Annotated in this window: 17 protein-coding genes and 1 pseudogene; 12 read left to right on the top strand and 6 right to left on the bottom strand. The window is 73.3% G+C overall.

Going from position 1 to position 18,277, the window contains the following annotated elements:
- Window positions 1-84: 84 nt before the first annotated feature.
- From ACXR2U_RS13525 to ACXR2U_RS13505, 5 genes are all read left to right on the top strand, one after another.
- Complete coding sequence (locus ACXR2U_RS13525) at window positions 85-687, top strand: hypothetical protein (RefSeq protein ID WP_458825572.1); 603 nt, start codon at window positions 85-87, stop codon at window positions 685-687.
- Window positions 687-2,300, top strand: a complete 1,614-nt coding sequence (locus ACXR2U_RS13520; RefSeq protein WP_458825571.1) for a WXG100 family type VII secretion target — start codon at window positions 687-689, stop codon at window positions 2,298-2,300. The genes ACXR2U_RS13525 and ACXR2U_RS13520 overlap by 1 nt, the downstream gene beginning before the upstream one ends.
- 3 nt (window positions 2,301-2,303) lie before the next feature.
- The gene (locus tag ACXR2U_RS13515; RefSeq protein WP_458825570.1) at window positions 2,304-3,599 is read left to right on the top strand and encodes an alpha/beta hydrolase family protein; all 1,296 of its coding nucleotides are present in this window, start codon (window positions 2,304-2,306) and stop codon (window positions 3,597-3,599) included.
- The gene (locus ACXR2U_RS13510) at window positions 3,596-3,994 is read left to right on the top strand and encodes a hypothetical protein (protein ID WP_458825569.1); all 399 of its coding nucleotides are present in this window, start codon (window positions 3,596-3,598) and stop codon (window positions 3,992-3,994) included. The genes ACXR2U_RS13515 and ACXR2U_RS13510 overlap by 4 nt, the downstream gene beginning before the upstream one ends.
- A gap of 200 nt (window positions 3,995-4,194) precedes the next feature.
- Complete coding sequence (locus ACXR2U_RS13505; RefSeq protein WP_458825568.1) at window positions 4,195-4,479, top strand: DUF1905 domain-containing protein; 285 nt, start codon at window positions 4,195-4,197, stop codon at window positions 4,477-4,479.
- Between the two features lie 357 nt (window positions 4,480-4,836).
- Here the strand turns inward: ACXR2U_RS13505 and ACXR2U_RS13500 are convergent.
- Window positions 4,837-5,628, bottom strand: a pseudogene (locus ACXR2U_RS13500) (APC family permease); the annotation flags it as partial.
- 105 nt (window positions 5,629-5,733) lie between these two features.
- Between ACXR2U_RS13500 and ACXR2U_RS13495 the strand changes: the two are divergent.
- Window positions 5,734-6,216: an Lrp/AsnC family transcriptional regulator gene (locus ACXR2U_RS13495; protein ID WP_458825567.1), complete on the top strand. Its 483-nt coding sequence runs from the start codon at window positions 5,734-5,736 to the stop codon at window positions 6,214-6,216.
- A gap of 118 nt (window positions 6,217-6,334) precedes the next feature.
- The gene (locus tag ACXR2U_RS13490; RefSeq protein ID WP_458825566.1) at window positions 6,335-7,735 is read left to right on the top strand and encodes an FAD-binding oxidoreductase; all 1,401 of its coding nucleotides are present in this window, start codon (window positions 6,335-6,337) and stop codon (window positions 7,733-7,735) included.
- Window positions 7,736-7,762: 27 nt separating this feature from the next.
- Here the strand turns inward: ACXR2U_RS13490 and ACXR2U_RS13485 are convergent, their stop codons facing one another.
- From ACXR2U_RS13485 to ACXR2U_RS13475, 3 genes are all read right to left on the bottom strand, one after another.
- Window positions 7,763-10,969, bottom strand: a complete 3,207-nt coding sequence (locus tag ACXR2U_RS13485) for a BTAD domain-containing putative transcriptional regulator (RefSeq protein ID WP_458825565.1) — start codon at window positions 10,967-10,969, stop codon at window positions 7,763-7,765.
- Window positions 10,970-11,027: 58 nt separating this feature from the next.
- Window positions 11,028-11,216: a hypothetical protein gene (locus ACXR2U_RS13480; protein WP_458825564.1), complete on the bottom strand. Its 189-nt coding sequence runs from the start codon at window positions 11,214-11,216 to the stop codon at window positions 11,028-11,030.
- A gap of 108 nt (window positions 11,217-11,324) precedes the next feature.
- The gene (locus tag ACXR2U_RS13475) at window positions 11,325-12,290 is read right to left on the bottom strand and encodes an N-acetylmuramoyl-L-alanine amidase family protein (RefSeq protein ID WP_458825563.1); all 966 of its coding nucleotides are present in this window, start codon (window positions 12,288-12,290) and stop codon (window positions 11,325-11,327) included.
- Between the two features lie 37 nt (window positions 12,291-12,327).
- Here ACXR2U_RS13475 and ACXR2U_RS13470 point away from each other — a divergent pair, with 37 nt between their 5' ends.
- Complete coding sequence (locus ACXR2U_RS13470) at window positions 12,328-12,654, top strand: TfoX/Sxy family protein (protein WP_458825562.1); 327 nt, start codon at window positions 12,328-12,330, stop codon at window positions 12,652-12,654.
- Between the two features lie 44 nt (window positions 12,655-12,698).
- The gene (locus tag ACXR2U_RS13465; RefSeq protein ID WP_458825561.1) at window positions 12,699-12,920 is read left to right on the top strand and encodes a hypothetical protein; all 222 of its coding nucleotides are present in this window, start codon (window positions 12,699-12,701) and stop codon (window positions 12,918-12,920) included.
- A 27-nt stretch (window positions 12,921-12,947) separates the two neighbouring features.
- On the opposite strand, the gene ACXR2U_RS13460 is transcribed toward ACXR2U_RS13465, so the two are convergent.
- A complete protein-coding gene (locus ACXR2U_RS13460; RefSeq protein ID WP_458825560.1) occupies window positions 12,948-13,655 on the bottom strand; it encodes a hypothetical protein in 708 nt (235 codons plus the stop codon).
- Between the two features lie 98 nt (window positions 13,656-13,753).
- On the opposite strand from ACXR2U_RS13460, the gene ACXR2U_RS13455 reads away from it, so the two are divergent.
- The 3 genes from ACXR2U_RS13455 to ACXR2U_RS13445 are packed head-to-tail and all read left to right on the top strand — an operon-like array spanning window position 13,754 to window position 16,513.
- Window positions 13,754-14,740, top strand: a complete 987-nt coding sequence (locus tag ACXR2U_RS13455) for an LLM class F420-dependent oxidoreductase (protein ID WP_458825559.1) — start codon at window positions 13,754-13,756, stop codon at window positions 14,738-14,740.
- A 10-nt stretch (window positions 14,741-14,750) separates the two neighbouring features.
- The gene (locus ACXR2U_RS13450) at window positions 14,751-16,175 is read left to right on the top strand and encodes a serine hydrolase domain-containing protein (protein ID WP_458825558.1); all 1,425 of its coding nucleotides are present in this window, start codon (window positions 14,751-14,753) and stop codon (window positions 16,173-16,175) included.
- Entirely contained in the window at window positions 16,172-16,513 is a 342-nt protein-coding gene (locus tag ACXR2U_RS13445; protein WP_458825557.1) for a hypothetical protein, read from the top strand. The genes ACXR2U_RS13450 and ACXR2U_RS13445 overlap by 4 nt, the downstream gene beginning before the upstream one ends.
- 12 nt (window positions 16,514-16,525) lie before the next feature.
- On the opposite strand, the gene ACXR2U_RS13440 is transcribed toward ACXR2U_RS13445, so the two are convergent.
- Window positions 16,526-17,947, bottom strand: a complete 1,422-nt coding sequence (locus ACXR2U_RS13440) for an HNH endonuclease signature motif containing protein (RefSeq protein WP_458825556.1) — start codon at window positions 17,945-17,947, stop codon at window positions 16,526-16,528.
- Window positions 17,948-18,277: the final 330 nt, after the last annotated feature.

Below are 18,277 nucleotides of genomic sequence, written 5' to 3'. Positions count from 1 at the left end.
CACTCCCCACCCGGGAGGCGGCGCGGTCGTGGCGGTTGTACGGCTCCGACCTCGTACGTCCCGATCCGAAGGTGTGCGGACTCCATGACCAGCGCGTCCTACCCCGTGGGTTCTCTGCCGGCGCCCAACCAGCAGTCGTTCCTCGTCCACCTGCAGGGCCTCACCGACATCAGCCGGGAGTTGCAGACCCAGGTCGACGGCATCGCCAAGCCGCTCGACGCGGTCGGCGAACTGCTCACCGACCCACCGGCGTTCGGGCCGTTCTCCGAGGCCTCGACGCTGACCACCTGGTCCGACGACGCCGCCACCCAGATGCAGGGACTCATCAGCGACGTCCGCGCTGCCATGCAGTTCGCCGACGAGGTCACCCGCACCGTGGCGACCGGGTACGCCCAGGCCGACGACGACGTGTCGTGGGGTCTCGGCGGTCACGCACCGGTCGGGACGGTCGTGGGCATCGCCACCGGGACCACCCGCGAGGCCGTCGGTGCCGTCGGGGGCGTGACGGCCGGTCTCACCCACACCCTCGGTGGAGTCGTCGACGGCGTCGGCCAGACCGTGCAGGGCGTGGGGCAGGCGGTCCGAGGAGTCACCGACGGCGTGACGCAGACCGTGGGCGGCGCCACCGGGTCCATCCTCGGTGCGCTCACCGGCGGCCCGCGCGGCGGCAACGGGGGGATCGTCTGATGCAGGGTCCGAACCAGGTGGTGGACGTCAGCCCGAGCGCGGCGACGAACGGTGCACCGAGCAACAGTCCCGCCCACAGCGGTGCACCAGGCAACGGTGGCCCGGCTGGCGACGCCGTGGCCCACCACCGCGAGGAGGTGCCCCGCACCGACTTCGCGCGGTACAGCCATCAGGAACTCATCGCCATGCTGGCCGCGGCCGATCCCGACAGCGCCCACCGCACCGCCGCTCACTGGGAGCACACCGCCACGCTGATGTCCGAGCAGGCGACGGCCCTCGACGGCCAGCTCGCCGGGTTCTCCGACCACTGGCAGGGCGACGCCGCGGCCAGCTACGAGGTCATGGTCAAGGACCTCGCGCGCGGCGTGCGTCAGGTCGCCGACCACGCGCGACGCATGCGGGACCTGTCCGCGCACGCCGCCGACGCCCTCGACACCGCCCGGGCCACGATGCCCGCGCCGGTCGCCGTCCCCTCGCTGTCGCCCGAGATGATGGCCATGGCCTCGACGCCGGTCACCCCCGACCCGACCGCGTCGCCCGCCGCGATGCTCACCGCGCACCAGCAGCAGAGCAAGGCCGTCGCCGCCGTGCAGGCGCAGCAGGCCGCACAGGGTGCCGCCGACGCCGCGCACGCCCAGGCCGTGCAGGTCATGACGACGCTCGCCGACAGCTACACCGACTCCGCGATCTCCATCCCGGCCTCGCCCTACGCGGCCGACGGCAGCTATCAGGGCCTGACCGGCGGCGGCTCCGGCGGCGGGACGGCGGCGCCGCTCTTCGGGGGTGGCTCGGCCGGCGCCGGCGCCGGCTCGGGCGACGGCTCCGGCAGCGGTTCGCTCGGCGACCTCGTCGACCCCGTGACCGGCCAACTCGTCGCGGGCGCCGAAGGCGTGTCGTCCAAGGTGCCGTTGTTCGGCAGCATGTTCACCGCGGGTCTCGCCGCGGCGTCGGCCGCGTCCGTCGGCCGGTTCGGGTCGTTGCTGCCGAAGCTGCCGAGCTTCCTGACCCGCCGCACCACCCCGGAGGTCGAGGGGTCGGGCAGCCTGTTCGACCCGCTCACCGGTCGTCCGCTGAACCCGTACGAGACCGCCACCGGCCTGCCCGGCAAGACCGGCCTCGCCGACCCCGCGGCCGCGTTGACCGGTGCCGGTGCCGGTTCGCCCGGTGGCGGTGGCGCCGGCGGGTTCGGCGGCGGCGGCGGGTTCGGCGGTGGCGGCGGATTCGGCGGGGGCATCGGCGGCATCGGAGGGATCGGCGGCGGTGCCGTCGCCGGTGGCATCGGCGCGGCGGCGCCGTCGGCCTACACCGCGCTCGCGGGATCAGCCGCCGGCGCGGGTGGCCTGCCGGCCGCCTCCGGCGTCTCGGGTCTCTCGGCGGGCGCGTCCGGCGTCGCTGCGGGTGTCGGCGGCGCGGCGGGCACCACCGCGGGTGGCATGCCGATGGGCATGATGCCGATGGGCGCGGGCATGGGTGGCGGCATGGACGGCGCGCGCCGCAGCCCCGCCTGGCTGGTCGAGACCGACGACGTGTGGGGCGAGCAGTCGGTCGTCGCGCCCAGCGTGGTCGGCGACGACGCACCACCACCGGACCCCCGACCCTGGATCGGACGCTGAGCCGTGCCCGCGACCGACCACTTCACGGTCACGCCCACCGCGCTCGACTCCGAAGCGCGCGCCGCGACCGAGCAGTCCACCGCCCAGCAGCGGCTGTCCACCGACGTCTCGGCGTCACCGCCGCCTGCCGACGCGTTCGGCCAGGTGCCGTCGTCGTCCCGGTTCGCCGACTTCAACACGACGACGGTGAAGGGCCTCTCGGAGGTCATCGACGACCAGACCACGTCGATCGAGACCGTGGCGCAGGGCGTCCACGACAGCGCCGACGGCTACCGCACCGCCGACGCCCGGATCGCCGAAGAGTTCGACGAGCTCGCGGGAACCGCCGGGCGGTCCGCGCCCCGGACGGTGGCGTCGGCATCCGGCCAGCTGGTCACGGGCGCGTTCGCCGACCAGGTCAACGCCAACCGCGGCAAGGTCCAGACCGCGCTGACCGACGAGCAGGCGAACCTCGCGGCGTTGCAGGCCCAGCGCACGGCCGACCCGGAGTCCGACGCGCTGCGCCAGCAGGTCGAGGAGTCCCAGCGCAAGGTCGACCTCTACCAGAACATCCTCGACGACAACCGGAAGATCGTCGTCTTCGACCCGACCCGGAACGGGCGCATCGTCGAGATGGTCGGCGACATCAACGCCGACACCCGCAACGTCATGGTGTACACGCCCGGCACCTTCGCCCGCATGGGCAACGAGCAGGACGCCTACAACGTCGTCAACTCGTTCGTGCAGGCCTCACCCGACAAGTCACTGGCCGGTTTCGTCTACCAGGACGGCGACTTCCCCCAGAGCCTGGTGACGCAGGCGCCGGATCCGTCGTACTCGCAGGCGATGGCACCGCGGCTCGCCGAGTTCACCCACCAGCTCGACGCCCAGATCGCGGCGAACGCGCCCGGAGCGAACGTCACCACGACCGGCATGGCCTGGTCGTACGGTGGCGCGGTGCTCGGACTCAGTGACCAGCAGGGCGCGACCTTCGACCGCGAGATCTACGTCGAGGGCGCGGGGATGGGCCACGGCGTGTGGAACCCGTCGGACCTGCAGAGCGGCGTCACGCGGTACGCGATGACCGCCCCGGTCGACCCCATCCAGCTCACCCAGGGCACCGAACTGTTCGGCATCGGCCACGGCGCCGACCCCGACCTGTTCCCCGGGAACATCAAGCTCGACACGGGGAACTTCACCAGCGGCTGGCCGATCACCTGGCAGCACGACGGCTGGACCCAGGTCCACTCCGACGCGTGGTGGAACCTCTACCACGCCATGACCGGTGGTCCGGTCACGAGCGGTGGTGAGGTGCGATGACGCTCGACAGCAACGAACTGCAGGCGTTGGCCGTGCAGGTGCGCGGCCTGGTCGACAAGGTCGCGGCACTGTTCGGCGCCGGCCCCGGGGACGGCCGCAGCGCGGTGGATGCTCCGGCACTGGAGGAGAACACCGAGGGCGCGAGCACCTACGACGGCTGGTCGCACCTGGTGCGTGTCCCCGTCCCGGCCGACGCCGTCGACCGCCTCGACGGGCCCGTGCGCGACCTGCTGGTCGGTGAGGGCTTCGAGGAGGTCGACCGGTCGTCGGACACCGAGATCGCCCGGCAGTTCCGCGCCACCCCCGCCGCGGGGATCCGCGCCGACGTCGGCGTGCAGATCGCCCGCAGCGGGCGCGGTGACGTCGTCATCGGGGCGAGCGCCGACTCCGCCTGACCCCACACCTGCGCGGGGACCGGGAACGGCGCGTGACGACGTCGTCGTAGTGCAGGACTCCGGTCGAGAACGAGGCGGTGGAGACGGTGGTGGCCGGGCGGTGGGCCGTGCGTGTCGTGGTCATGGCCCGACCGTCCCGCACCGTCCTTGCGTGCACCTTGCGGCTGGCTGACCCGCCGCCAGAACGGGAGGATGGTCGCGTGCGACGGACGTTCTCGGGGCCGGTGTTCGAGTGGCGCGGACCGGCGCCGCACCACTTCGTCGAGGTGCCGCCGGACGTCGCGGACGAGATCGCCTCGATCGCGTCGGAGGTCTCGTACGGCTGGGGCGTCATCCCGGCCACCGTGACCGTCGGCGCCACGACCTTCACGACCTCGCTGTTCCCCCGCGAGGGCGGTTACCTGGTGCCGCTCAAGGTGGCGGTGCGCCGGGCCGAGGGGGTCGACGTGGGCGACGTCGTCGCCCTCGTCCTCGAGATCCGCTGACCCGCGGCCGCGACCAGGACCCCGAGCACGACCGCGACGACGGCCAGCACCGCCCAGCCGCTGAAGGCGAGGACCACCAGCGTCGCGCCACACGCCACCGCCGACGCGACCCGGACCGGTCCTCGCAGCACCCGTGCCCCGGACGCCGTGCACCCGAGGTAGACCGCGAGGAACAACGACGTGGGCACCGCCACCAACTGCGCCAGCGTGACGAACCGCGCCGATGACCACCGCGCCGACGACCGCCACCACCAGCTGCAGCACCCGGCGGTCGAGTCCGGGGCGTAGTCGCACCGTGAGCTCGGCGGCGCCGGTCAGGTAGGCGTTGGTGCCGGCCAGGGTGAGCACGACCGCGGCGACGGCTGCGACCACCGTCCCGACCGGACCGAGCGCGACCTCGAGCAACGCGGCCAACGGAGCCGCCCCGCCAGCCCGTGGCCCGAGCACGCTGATCGCCGCCACGGCGAGCGCGAGGTACAGGACGGCCGTCACCGCGAAGGTCACGACGACGACGCGCGGCAGCTGCCGGTCGACGTCGCGCAGCGAGCCCGCGATCGACGCCATCGCCTCCCACCCGACGAACGAGAGCATGAGCACCGAGGCGGCGTCGCCGATCGAGCGCACCCCGTGCGGCGCGAACGGCGTCCAGTGCGCCAGGTGCGCCGACCCCGCCGAACCGAGCACGGCCACCGCGACCAGCGCGATGAGCACGGCGACCAGGACCAACTGCACGGTGGTCGAGGACCGTGCGCCGGCCAGTGTCACCACGACGACCAGGGCGAGCAGGCCGCCCGCGACCGCCGTGGTGGTGCCGAGTCCCGCGCCGAACACCTCGGCGACGTAGCTGCCGCCGACCAGGCACACGACCGGCGCGCCGAGGACGACGCCGGCGAGGAAAGCCCACGCGACGACGCGGCCGGCGGTCGCACCGAGACCCGCCTCGGCGTAGGCGGCGACCCCGCCCGCACCCTTGACGCGACGGCCGAGCGCGGTGAACACCCATGCGAACAGGCCGGACAGCGCGAGCAACGCCACCCAGTCGACGATCGAGGCCGGGCCCGCGATCGCCGCCGCCAGACCGGGCACGAGCAGGAGGCTGGGGCCGAGCAGGGCCCCGATCGAGAGGGCCGCGGCCCGGGTCGTCGTCATGCGTCCACCGTGCCGCGAAACCCGCGACACGCGATTGCAGATGTGTGCGCTACAGGCTCCTCCGACGCAACGACGTGCGGTCAGGTAGCGGATATGGTCGCCTCCATGCCGGATACCTCGTTCGACGCGACCGATCGCGCCATCGTCATGCACCTGCAGCGCGATGGCCGGATGGCCAACGTCGACCTCGCCGACGCGGTGTCGCTGTCACCCTCGGCGTGCCTGCGCCGCACCAAGGCCCTGGAGGCCGCGGGCGTGATCGCCGGGTACCGCGCCGAGGTCGACCGCGACCGGGTCGGCCAGGGCCTCACCGTGTTCATCTCACTGCGGGTCGACCAGCACTCCCGGGAACGGTCGCGGGAGTTCGAGGCGGCCCTGACGGCCATCCCGAACGTCGTGGCCTGCCACGTGGTCTCGGGTGAGTACGACTTCCTGCTCGAGGCGGTGCTCCCCGACCTGCACGCCTACGAACGGCTCCTGCTCGACCAACTCCTCACCGTCACCGGGATCAAGGACGCCCGCAGCACCTTCGCGATCCGCACCGTCAGCAGTCGGGGGCCCGTCCCGGTCGACCGACTCACCTCCTGACACCGCGCCCGGAGTCCTTCCGCGGCAGCGACCGACAAGCGGCCGTCAACCGGTCCGCAAGCGCGCCGGGCGAGGGTTCGTGACGACCAGGAACCACCCCTCTCCCCTTGGAGTCGTCATGACCGCACTGCTCCCCGACGCACCCGTCGCGGACGTCCCGTTCGACCGCCTCGCCCAGAGCCTCGACGGCCGGTTGCTGCTGCTCGGCGATCCCGAGCACACCGCCCTCGCCACGCCGTGGAACGTCGCGGTGCCCCCGCACCCGTTCCCGATCGTGGCGGCCTCGTCGGCGGCCGACGTCGCCACCGCCGTCCGGTTCGCCGCGGCCCACGGCCTGCAGGTCGACGTGCGGGCCACCGGGCACTGCCCGGCGCCGGTCTCGCGTGCGACGCTGCTCGTGCACACCGGCCGACTCGACGACGTGACGGTGGACCCCGCCGCCCGCACGGCCCGGATCGGCGCGGGCGTGCGGTGGCAGCAGGTGCTGGACGCCGCTTCCCCGCACGGGCTGTTCGGCCTGTGCGGGTCCGCGCCCCACGTCGGGGTCGTCGGCTACCTCACCGGCGGTGGCCTCTCCCCGCTCGGCCGCAGCTTCGGCCTCGCGACCGACCACGTGCGCGCCTTCGACGTCGTCACCGGTGACGGCGTCAGCCGCCACGTCACGCCGACCGAGGACGCCGACCTGTTCTGGGCGTTGCGCGGCGGCAAGGCAGCCGCGGGCATCGTGACGGCGGTCGAGATCGACCTGCTGCCGTTGGCGACGATCCACGGCGGCACGTTGTTCTTCGGCGCCGACGACATCGGTCGCGTGCTGCACACCTGGCGGCGCTGGTCGGCGACGCTGCCCGACCGGGCCGCGACGTCAGCCGCGATCCTGCGGCTGCCTGCGATGCCCGGCGTCCCGCCGGTCCTCGCCGGCGAGACGGTGCTCGCCGTGCGGTTCACCTGGCTCGGCGACCCCGCCGAGGGCGACGAGGTGATCGCGCCGATCGCCACCGCGGCGACCCCGGTCCTGGGCGGGATCGGGACCATGCCGGCCGCGGCGATCGGTGCCGTGCACAACGATCCCGTCGACCCGATGCCCGCCTCGGAGGACAGCGTGGTGCTGGCCGAGTTCACGGCCGACACCGTCGAGGCGCTGCTGCGCACCGCGGGCCCGGACACGTCGTGCCCACAGGTCGTCGTCGAGGTCCGGCTGCTGGGCGGGGCCCTCGAGCGACGCCCCGAGGTCGCGGACGCCGTCGACCACCGCGACGGTGCCTACAACCTGTTGGCCATCGGGATCGCGGCCCCGCCGGTCGCGGAGGCGACCGCGGCCAGTGCCGCGCAGATCCTCGACGCCGTGGCGCCGTGGTCGACCGGCGGGAGCCTGCCGAACTTCGGCGGCCCGGTCACACCGGAACGGGCCGGGCGGGTCTACCGCCGGGCCACGCTCGAGCGCCTCGCCACGGTCGCGCGCGAACACGACCCGCACGGCGTCTTCGGTGCCACCGCGGTGTTGCACGACGCAACGGTCTGAACCGGGTTCCGAGGCGGACCGTCGCGATCAGCGGCGGTCCGCCTCCACTCGCGCGCCCACCCGCTCCGCGTCGAGCTGCCGCACGAACAGCGCCGCCTCCTGGGCGCGGGCGACGGCGAGGCCGGTCTCGAGTTCGGCGTCGACGGCAGCCGCCGGGGCACCGCCGGCTCGCAGCACCTGCGCCCGGATCCGGTGCAGCGTGGCGTCCGCCGCGTGGGCCCCGGAGGTCGCGGCCTCGGCGAAGGCCCGGTCGACGGCCGCGGCGGCGTCGTCGAGGCGTCCGGCGCGCAGGAGGATCTCCGCGTACATCGCGAGGAACGTCGGCCGCCACACCACCGACGCGGGCTCACCGACCGTGACCATCTCCCGGTCGGCCAGTTCGGTCCCCGCGGCGAGGTCGACGTCGGCGAGGGCCCACGCGGTCGGGATGGCCATGTAGATCCGCATCATGTGCATGTTGCGGGCCTGGATGTTGCGTTCCACGACCTCGCTCGCCGCCCGGGCCGCCGGTCCGTCGCGACGCCAGAACTGCCGGAACACCCCCATGCCGTCGACGTAGCTCTGGGCGACCGGGTCGCCGAGGGCGTGCGCCCGGTGGTCGGCCAGGCGGAACAGCTCGTCGTCGCGCTCGAGGTCGCCCAGGTGCAGCGCGCAGATGCCCTGGAACAGCGGGCCGCCGACCCGGGGGTCGGGCGTGAAGACCAACTCGGGGATCTCGACGCGGTCGTACAGCGCCTCCATCGCGCCGAAGGCGTCGTGGGCGTCGCGGAACCGCCCTTCCTGCAGCAGGTTGTAGCCCGACGTCATGAGCGCGCCGAGGCGCAGCAGGTCGTCGTCGCGGTCCTGCGCGAGCCGGGCGAGGACGGCGCTGACCTCGGCCGCAGCGATCATGTCGTTGCGACCGTGCAGGTCGCCCCACCAGGCGTGCAGGGTCGTCAGCAGGTCACGGGTCGGCGCGTCAGGGTCGAACTCCACCGGACCCTCGGCCCACCTCCCGTACGGCGAGAGCGTGCCGTCGAAGAGCATGTGGAACGAGCGCAGCCGGTAGGTCGCCGCGGCCCGCAGCGTCACCCCGCGACCGCCGGGAACGCGGTCGGCGGTCTCCAGCGCGCGGTGCAACAACTCGCTGGACTCGGTGTAGGTGCGGCGCTCCAGCGCTTCGTCGTTCGCGAGCAGGTAGAACTCGGCCGCGCGCTCGAGATCTTCGTCGGAGCCGGCTTCGGCCAGGTGGTACGCGATCCACCGCGTCGACACCGGCCCCCGCCGCACGCCCTCCCGGCGCTCCACGAGCACGTCGGCCGTGCGTCGGTGCAGCCGCCGGCGCCTCGACGGCCCGGTCTCGTCGAACAACGTCTCCTGCAGCAGGGCGTGGGTGAAGCGCAGCAGATCGGCCGTGCCGGGCTCGGAGCGCAGCAGCCCGAGGTCGATGGCGCGGTCCACCGCCTCGTCCACGGTGTCGCCGTCGATGCCCGTGACGGCCGCGACCAGTTCGATGTCGAAGGTGCGGCCCAACACCGCCGCGGCGCGGAGCACCGCCTGATCACTCTCGGGCAACCGTTGCACCCGGCTGCGGATGACACCGCGCACGCTGTCGGGTACGCCGTCGGCCATCGCCGTGTCGACGCCGGTGGTCAGCACCAGCCGCACGATCTCGCCGATGTAGAAGGGGTTTCCACCGGTCCGGGCGTGGAGCGCGGCCACCGTGGGTTCGTCGACGTCGTCGCCGATGCGGTCCCGGACCAGGTCGTGGACGTCGGTCGCGGAGATCGGGGGCAGGTCGACCCGCTCCACCCGGGTGATGCGGGCCAGGGCGGCCAGGACCTCGAGGTCGGGGTGGTCGTCGTCGAGGCCGGGCGAGCGCACCGTGACGACCACCGTGACCGGCTCGGTGCGCAGATGGGTGGCGACGTACTCCGCCAGGCGTCGCGAGGCGGGATCGGCCCACTGCAGGTCGTCGAGCACCAGCAGCAGCGGCTGGTGGCGGGCCACCACCCCGAGAAACGTCACCACGGCGTCGAAGACGCTGACCTCGACCTCGTCGAGCGACGTCGTGGTGGCCGGCGCCGGCGTTGTTGCAGTGTGCACCAGTTCGGGCACCAGGGTCGTGACGGGTGCGGCCCGGCCGGTGGTGGCAGCGGCGAGGACGTCGTCGGGCACGCGCGGCCCGAGCTCGCGCAGCACCTGCACCCATGGCCACAGCAGCGGCGCACCCTCGTGCTGCCAGCAACGGCCCCAGGCGACCAGCTGTCCCGCCGCCCTGGCCCGCCCGGAGAGTTCCTCGACCAGCCGACTCTTGCCGATCCCGGCCTCGCCCACGACCGCGACGAACGCGGTCGTCCCTGCGTTGGCCCGCTCGAGCGCCCGGGTGAGCCGCGCGAGTTCCTCCGTCCGACCCACGAGGCGCTCGCCGCCGGCGGCCGGCAGCGGTGAGGGCGCCGCGACCGGGCTGGCGACGCGCGCGGGCTCCGGCGGCGGGGCGAGGTCGAGCGTCGGGTCCTGCCGCAGGATCCGCGCGTGCAACTGCTGGCTGGCGACGTCGGGGTCCGCGCCGAGTTGGTCCGCCAGCAGCTCGCGGCCGTCGGCGTACACCTGCAACGCCTCGGCCGAGCGGCCCGACCGGTAGAGCGCGAGCATGAGCGCCGCCCGCAACGGCTCCCGCAGCGGCTCCGCGGCGACCCACGGCTGCAGCAACCGCACCGCCTCGACGTGGCGGCCCAGCGCGAGGTCCAGTTCGGCGGCGAGGTGGTGGGCCGACACCCGCAGGTCGTGCAGCCGGGCGGCCTCGAGCGACGTGAAGTCGGTCGCGAAGTCGGCGTACGCCTCGCCACGCCACAGGCCGAGCGCCTCGCCGACCAGGGCCCGGGCGCCGGCCGGGTCGCCGTCGTCGCGTCGTCGACCGGCCCGGCCCAGCAGGGCCTCGAACCGCCGGGCGTCGAGGTCGTCGTCCGCGACGTCGAGCGCGTACCCCCGTGGGCTGGTCGTGACGGTCGCGGGCGCCGACTCCGTCGCGGACGCGAGCGTGGCCCGCAGCCGCGAGACGTAGGTCTGCAGGGTGCTGGTCGCGGACTCGGGCGGGCGCCCGTCCCACACACGGTCGAGCAGGGTCTCGACGGGGACCACGCGGCCGAGGTCGACCAGCAGGGCGGCGAGCAGCAGCCGTCGTCGCGCCGGGCCGGGTTCGACCAGCCGGACGCCGTCCCACACCTCGGTGGGGCCGAGGACGCCGAACCTCACGGCCACCTCCGCTGCGCGCTCGGGGATGTCGGCCGGGTGAAACTACCCCGGGAAGCGGTCACGCGGGAGCGTCCCGAGCGGGGTCGTCGACGGCCACGGCCGGGGCGGACACAGCTGGGCCGGCGGCGGCATGCATCCCGGCGGCGGGCGGCGACGGGTCGGTGAGCGGGTTCTCCGCGGTGCCCAGCGCGATCGCGATGCGTTGGGCGGCGGTCAGGTCCGGGCGGGGGTCGGGCGCGGTGTCCACCGGGGTACTCCTTCGATCGGGGGACGACGGGTCGTCGCCACTGCTCGAAGGGTGGCGGGAGGGCCTTGTCCGTCGCTTGTCGCCCGCTTGTCCGGTGTGGACTCCGTGTCAACGCGGGACGCAGGCCTCGACGCCCGCGACGAGGCCGCCGGCGTAACGCTGGCGGTCAGCGGCCGACAGCCCGACCTGGCCCGGGCTGTTGCCGCCCGCCTCGTTGTAGATCCACGGCACGGTCGAGAGCAACTGGACGATCCACATGTTCCCGCCGGGGTGACCGCGGGTGCCCTGGTCGTAGCCGGTGTCGGGCATGACCGTGACCGCGTGCCCCTCGACCCTGGCCCGCTGCGCCTGGAACACCGCGCCGTAGCGGTGGGACGTGTCGGCCACCGCGGCGTCGGTGAAGGTGACCTTCCGGCCGTCCGGCGTCATCCGGTACTTCCCCACCGTCTGGGTGTAGACGATGTTGTTGCCGCCTGCGAAGGGGATCCCGCCGTTCGCTCCCGCCTGGTCGTGGACGCTGATGGCGAGCGCGGCGTGGACCCGGTTCGCGATGGCCGCGCGCTGCCCCAGTGAGACCCGGTCGTCGACGGCGTTCTTGGTCATGACCACCGTGTAGCCGTCGGCCTGCAGGCGTTGCCGCACCAGCAGCGACACCGCGAACACGTCGGCCATCTCGGGGTCGTTCTCGTAGGTGGAGTCGTCGAGTCCGGTGGCGGGGTCGGTCGAGGTGATCTGCGGGCTGTGCCCGGGGTCGATGACGATGACCGGCCCGGTGTCCCCGGCGACCGGCGCGGTCGGCGCGGTCGTGGGAGCAGCCTCGCTCTCGCCGGGGCCGACGTCGGTCCCCGGACGGCCGGCGGCCGACGGCGTCGCCCGGGCGGAGGGTCTCGCCGCGGCGGAGGTGGTCGGCGCCGCGGCGGACGTCGTCCCGGGGGTCGGGTCCGGGTCGGCCGACGCGGACGGCGATGCGGACGAGACCGTCGACGCCGGGCCGCCACCGCAGGCGACCAGCGTCAGGGGGCCGAGCGCCAGCGCGGCAGCCACCGCGGCCGCGCGGATCCGGAGGCGACGCACCTCGCGATCCTCCCCCACGGCGGGCCATGATCACGGCATGGCGTACGACACCGAGACCGCGGACCGCCTCCGGGAGTGCCTCGCGACCACCTCCGGCGTGTCGGAGAAGGCCATGTTCGGCGGGCTGTCGTTCCTCGTCGACGGGCACATGGCGGTTGCGGTGAGCGGCAGTGGCGGCCTGCTGCTGCGCTGCGCGCCCGAACGCACCGAGGAGCTCGCGGCGCGGGAGCACGTCGACCGGTGGGAGATGCGGGGCAAGCAGATGACCGGGTGGCTGCGGGTCGACCCGCCCGCCTACGAGTCGGACGACGACCTGGGCGCGTGGGTCGCGATCGGGGTCGCTCAGGCGCGGGTGACGGCGTAGCCGGTCACGCGTGAGGCACGCCGTCACCGGGTAGGTCAGGGAGCGTGACGATCCGCGTGAAGCGCCCCGACGGCTCCTGGGACGAGATCCCGACCGGCCACATCGACTTCCACGACCGGGGCGGAGTGCTCCACGTCAAGACCGACGACGAGGCCGTGGTCTACGAGCCCGACGACTGGACGTCGTTCGAGGTGGTCGGCGAGTCCGACCCGGTGCTCGTGATCGGCGACTCCGAGGAGCGCGTGTTCCCCGAGGGGTTCGTGTAGACCGTTCGCGGGTCCGAGGACCGGCGCTCAGCGACCCCGGCCGTACGTCGACGCCAGCCGGGTCACCTCGGCGCGGTCCTCGTCGGTCCAGCCGCCGTCCGGGCGCTCGAGCGTGGCGGTGGCGTACTCCTCCCAGGTGAGCACCTGGTCCTTCGGCGGCTTCGGCCGCACCGCCCAGTAGCCGACCAGCCGGTCCTGCTGCCACGCGGCACCGGTCGGGGCGGCGTTGTAGTGCGTGAGCTTGCCCTCACGCTCGAGCTTGAACAACGCCGTGGCGAACCGCGTGCCGCTGGCCGTCGTGCCGCTGGACGCACCGTCGCGCAGCAGCACGTGCCCGACGTCGGCGACGTGCCGGCCGAACAGCTCCGGGTGGTCCTGCCGCAGGCGGTACTCGATGACGCCGTGCTCGATCCAGCCGGTCGGCAGCGACTTCATGACGCCCAGCAGCGGTTCGGTCAGCTCCGCCGTCGTCGCAGGCGGTCCGGACGGGCTCGCCGTGCGGGTGCCGCGGGTGGTCGTCGTCCCGGCCGTACGGGTCGAGGCGGCCCTCGGCGCGCGGGGGGTCCGGGGGGCGCTGACGGCGCGCGCCGCGGTCTTGGTGACCGTCCAGAACCGCGGTGCGCGGTCGTCGTGTGCGTAGGTGGCGGCACAGCGGTAGGTGACGGTGTCGCCGTTCGCGGTGGCCGTGACGGCGGAGTTGCCCCCGCAGGCCGGACAGTCCGGAACCTCGTCCATCGTGGGTGTTCTCCTGGCGTCGTGGTGGCGCCGGCGTACGTCCGCCGGGTCCGGAGCCGAGAGTAGGTCGTACATCTCGGGGACCTAGGGTCGGCCCCATGCGCTTCGGACTGTTCGTACCCCAGGGCTGGCGGATGGACCTCGCCGGCATCGACCCCGCCGAGCACTGGTCGACCGTGACCGGTGTCGCGAAGCTGGCCGAGGACGGCCCGTTCGAGTCGGTGTGGGTCTACGACCACTTCCACACCGTGCCGGTGCCGAGCGAGGAGGCGACGCACGAGGCGTGGACGCTCATGGCCGCGCTCGCCGCCACCACCTCGCGGGTGCGGCTGGGCCAGATGTGCACCTGCATGGGCTACCGCAACCCCGCGTACCTCGCCAAGGTGGCCGCCACGATCGACGTCATCTCCGGCGGCCGGGTCGAGATGGGCATCGGCGGCGGCTGGTACGAGCACGAGTGGGAGGCGTACGGCTACGGGTTCCCGCGGGCCGGCGTGCGGCTCGGGATGCTCGACGAAGGTGTGCAGATCATGTCGCAGCTGTGGCGCGACGGGACCGCCACGTTCGCCGGCGAGCACTACCGGGTCGACGGCGCGATCAGCCGTCCGCTGCCGTTGCAGCCCGGCGGGATCCCGCTCTGGATCGCCGGCGGCGGCGAGAAGGTCACCCTGCGGATCGCGGCGCGGTACGCGAGGTACACGAACTTCGAGGGCGGCATCGAGGGCTTCGCCCACAAGTCGAAGGTGCTCGCCGAGCACTGCCGTGAAGTCGGCCGCGACTACGGCGAGATCACCCGGTCGGCGAACTACAACGTCGTCATCGGCGCGACCGAGGCCGACGTGCGGGACCGGCTCACGTGGATCCACGACCACTACGCGCCGCTGCTGCCCGCCGACCGGTTGGCCACCACCGACGAGCAGTTCGCGTCCGGCCCGCTCGTCGGCACGCCGGAGCAACTCGTCGAGAAGCTCCGCGCGCTGCAGGAGGCGGGGATGACCTACGCGATCACGTACTTCGCCGACGCCGCCTACGACCCGTCGTCGGTCGAGCTGTTCGCCCGCGAGGTCGTGCCGCACCTTGTCTGAAGGCTTCGCAGTGTTGCCGGTCTCGACTCCCGCGGCCGAGGGCGTCGACGCCGGCGGCGTGCTGGCGTTGGTCGACGCGCTCGAGCAGCGTCAGGGCGTCGAACCGCACGGGCTGACGGTCGTGCGGCACGGACGGATCGTGGCGTCGGGCCACTGGGCGCCGTACCGCAGCGGTGCGCCACGGTTGCTGTACTCGCTGAGCAAGAGTTTCACCTCGACCGCCGTCGGGTTCGCGGTGGCCGAGGGCCTGCTCTCGGTCGACGACCTGGTCCTCGACCACTTCCCGGAGTACGCCGAGGACGCCGCTGACGACCGGGTGCGCTCGTGGCGGATCCGGCACCTGCTGGCGATGAGCAGCGGCCACACCGCCGACACCTGGCCCGACGTCGTCGCCGCCGGTGGCGACCCGGTGCAGGCGTTCCTGCGTCTCGCACCGCCCGCCGATCCCGGCTCGGTGTTCTCGTACAACCAGTCGTGCACCTACACGGTCGGGGCGATCGTCCAGAAGCTCACGGGGTTGTCGCTGCCCGAGTTCCTGCAGCCGCGGCTGTTCGACGTCGTCGGCGGCGGGCCGGTGACCTGGCTGGACCAGCCCGGCGGGCGCTCGCTGGGGTTCAGCGGGTTGCACGCCAGCCACGACGACGTGGTCCGCCTCGGTCACCTGTACCTGCAGCGCGGCCGCTGGGGTGACCGGCAGGTCCTGCCGACCACGTGGGTCGACGCGGCGACCTCCCGGCAGGTCGGGACTCCCGGTGAGCCCAACCCCGACTGGCAGCAGGGTTACGGCTACCAGTTCTGGCAGGGCCGCCACGGCTACCGCGGCGACGGTGCGTACGGCCAGTTCTGCATCGTGCTCCCCCGCCACGACGCCGTCGTGGTCATCACGTCGGCGACGCTCGCGATGCAGTCCGTGCTCGACGACGTGTACACGCACCTGCTCCCGGCTCTCGGTGATGAACCGTTGCAGGATGCAGCGGACGGTCAGTTGGCCACCCGCCTCGAGTCTCTGCAGCTGCCCACGCCCGTCGGCGACCCTGCGCCGCCGGACGCGGCGCTGTGGGACGGCGCGACCTTCGCGCCCCGCGGTGGTGTGAGCCGGGTGCAACAGTCGCTGACCGCCGTCCGGGTGACGCGCTCGCGGGTCGACGGCAGCTGGCAGCTCACGCTGGTCGAGGGCGACACCTCGTTCACGGTGACCCTGCGGCCGACGTGGACCGCCGACCACGTCACCGCCACCAGCGGGGACGTCGTCCCGGTGGCGGCCGCCGGCGCCTTCACCCCGCGGGGCGAACTCCGCGCCGATCTCCGCTTTCTCGACACCCCACACACGCTGACGCTCATCCTGGATCCCGCGACCCGCGCCTTCCGCGCGTTGTGGCCGACCATCCCGCTGCACAGCCCGCCGCTGCACCGCCTGCACGCCCCGACCTCGTGACCGTTCTGCCGCGCGACGGCCGCGACCAGTCCTGCGCGGTCTGCGGTGTCTCCGAGGTGGCGTGGGTGCATCCCCTCGCCGCGGCCGAGGTGACGTACCGCCGTTTCGAGCGGGGCCACACGCTCCCGCAGTACTGGTGCATCTGCGCCGGGTGCGAGTCGCTCCACGACAGCGGCGACGACGACGCACTCGCCACGCGCTACCTCGAGACGCAGGGCGGCGACGCCGCGCGGCCGCCGGAGGTCACTGCTCAGCAGTGGCGACACGAGGTGGCCGAGAAGCCCGTCGCCGTGTGGCGACGCGCCGACCTCGGTGCCCGCCCGATCCCTCCGGCCTGACCGCTCCCACACTCACACCGTTGCATTGCGCAACGGTGTTCGGGTGGGGTCGACCTCGGGTGGCGGTGTCCACCACGGCACGCCGTCACGCATCTCGCAGGTCCAGCCCCAGCGCCCGAAGTTGCGGTGGTGGTGCCCGCACAGCAGGGTGAGGTTGTCGAGCTCGGTCTCGCCGTCGAACAGCCAGTCGAGTACGTGATGTCGTTGGCACCACTGGGGTGGGATGCGGCAGCCGGGGAAGCTGCAGTGCTCATCTCTTGCGATGAGCGCTTTGGTCTGGCCGGGGCTGGCCAGCCGTCTCGTGCGGCCGTGACTCAGGACGCCGCCGGCGTCGTTGAGGACGACGGGGATGATCTCGGCCTCGGCGGCGAGGTTGAGCAGTTCGGCCACGGACATGTCCCCGCCGTGGCTGGTGTGGACCCGGCCGGTGCGGGTCTCGAGGTCGTGCACGGTCATGGTGACGACGAGGGTGGTGGGCACGCCGCCGGAGTCGGGCAGGGTGCCCGACCGCAGGAACCGGTCACACAGTTCCTCGAGGGCGTCGTGCAGGCGGACGTCGGCGGGGCGGGTGTCGGGTCCGTGGCCGTCGTCCGGGCGGGGTGCGGCCAGGGGGCTCAGGACGGTCTGCAGCTTGGCGAACAGCCCGGCGGTCAGGTCGCCGTGGGCGGCGCAGGCGCCGTCGTCGTGCTGGGTCAGCCGCAGGGACCGGCGGCGACGCCGGGCTTCGTCGCGGGGTGTCGGTCCGTCCTGGTCGAGCCGGTCGCGCAGGTCCCGTCCGAGCTGCGCGACGTCGGTGGCGTCGTAGACGCGGGCGACCTTCAGCAGGGCCTGCTCGGCGGCGTCGACCACCTCGACCGGGAGACCGACCGGGAGGGCGGTCAGGGCGCGGTCGATGGTGTGGGCATGGTCGGCGGTGATGAGCCCGGCAGTCTGGGCGGCGGCGACGTGCGGCCGCAGCGGCGGGAGGGGGTCTCCGGTGAGGGTCACGCGTGGGGCGCAGCCGTTGGCGGTGCGCACACGCCGTTTCGCCTCCGCGGGCCGGATCCGGAGAGCCCCGGCGAGCCACGCGGCGGTGGAGCGAGCGCCGGTGCGTTCGATGGTGTCGGGCCGTCGTTCGATCTCGGCGATCAGAACTTGGTCGCAGGAGGCGAGCACGTTGACCGCGGCCTGCAGTTCATGGACCGCACCGAGGACCTCATACCCCTCCGCGTCGCGTACTGCGGCGGGGATCATCGCCGCGAGCGTGTCGACCTGAGCGCGCAGAGCCGCGATCTGGTCGAGCATCGACAGCGGCTCAGCCCCGCCGTGTTCGGCGGCGTCCATCGCGGCCAGGATCGCCTGCGCCTGGTCGGAGAGCACGAACCCGGCAGCGGTCTCGAGGAAGACCGGCTCGCACGGCACCCACTCGTCGAGGGTCGCCACCCATTCGTGCACGTGTTCGAGTCTACCACTCGAGACAGAAACGTCAATGATTTTATACTGATTCCGCGGCCGGCGGTTGCGCGCGGGCTGGGTTCCGAGAGAACTGCGATGAGGGTCCCCGACCTCCATGGGTGGTGCGGTGGACCAGATCGTCACCCGCTCTCGGCTCGCGTCCCGCGCGCCGTTCACCTGCCTGTGGTCACCGCCCGCTCTTCTCGGAAAGCACCACAAGCAGGTACACGGGAAACCGAACCGCTTGTCGACCGCGAGAGACATACTGATCCACCACACCACCCACGAGGGCCGAGTACCCCTACTCGTCCTTCTCTCGGAACCCGACCC

The organism is Jatrophihabitans sp. YIM 134969, from assembly GCF_054456675.1.
This window is presented reverse-complemented; position numbering and strand designations above follow the sequence as displayed.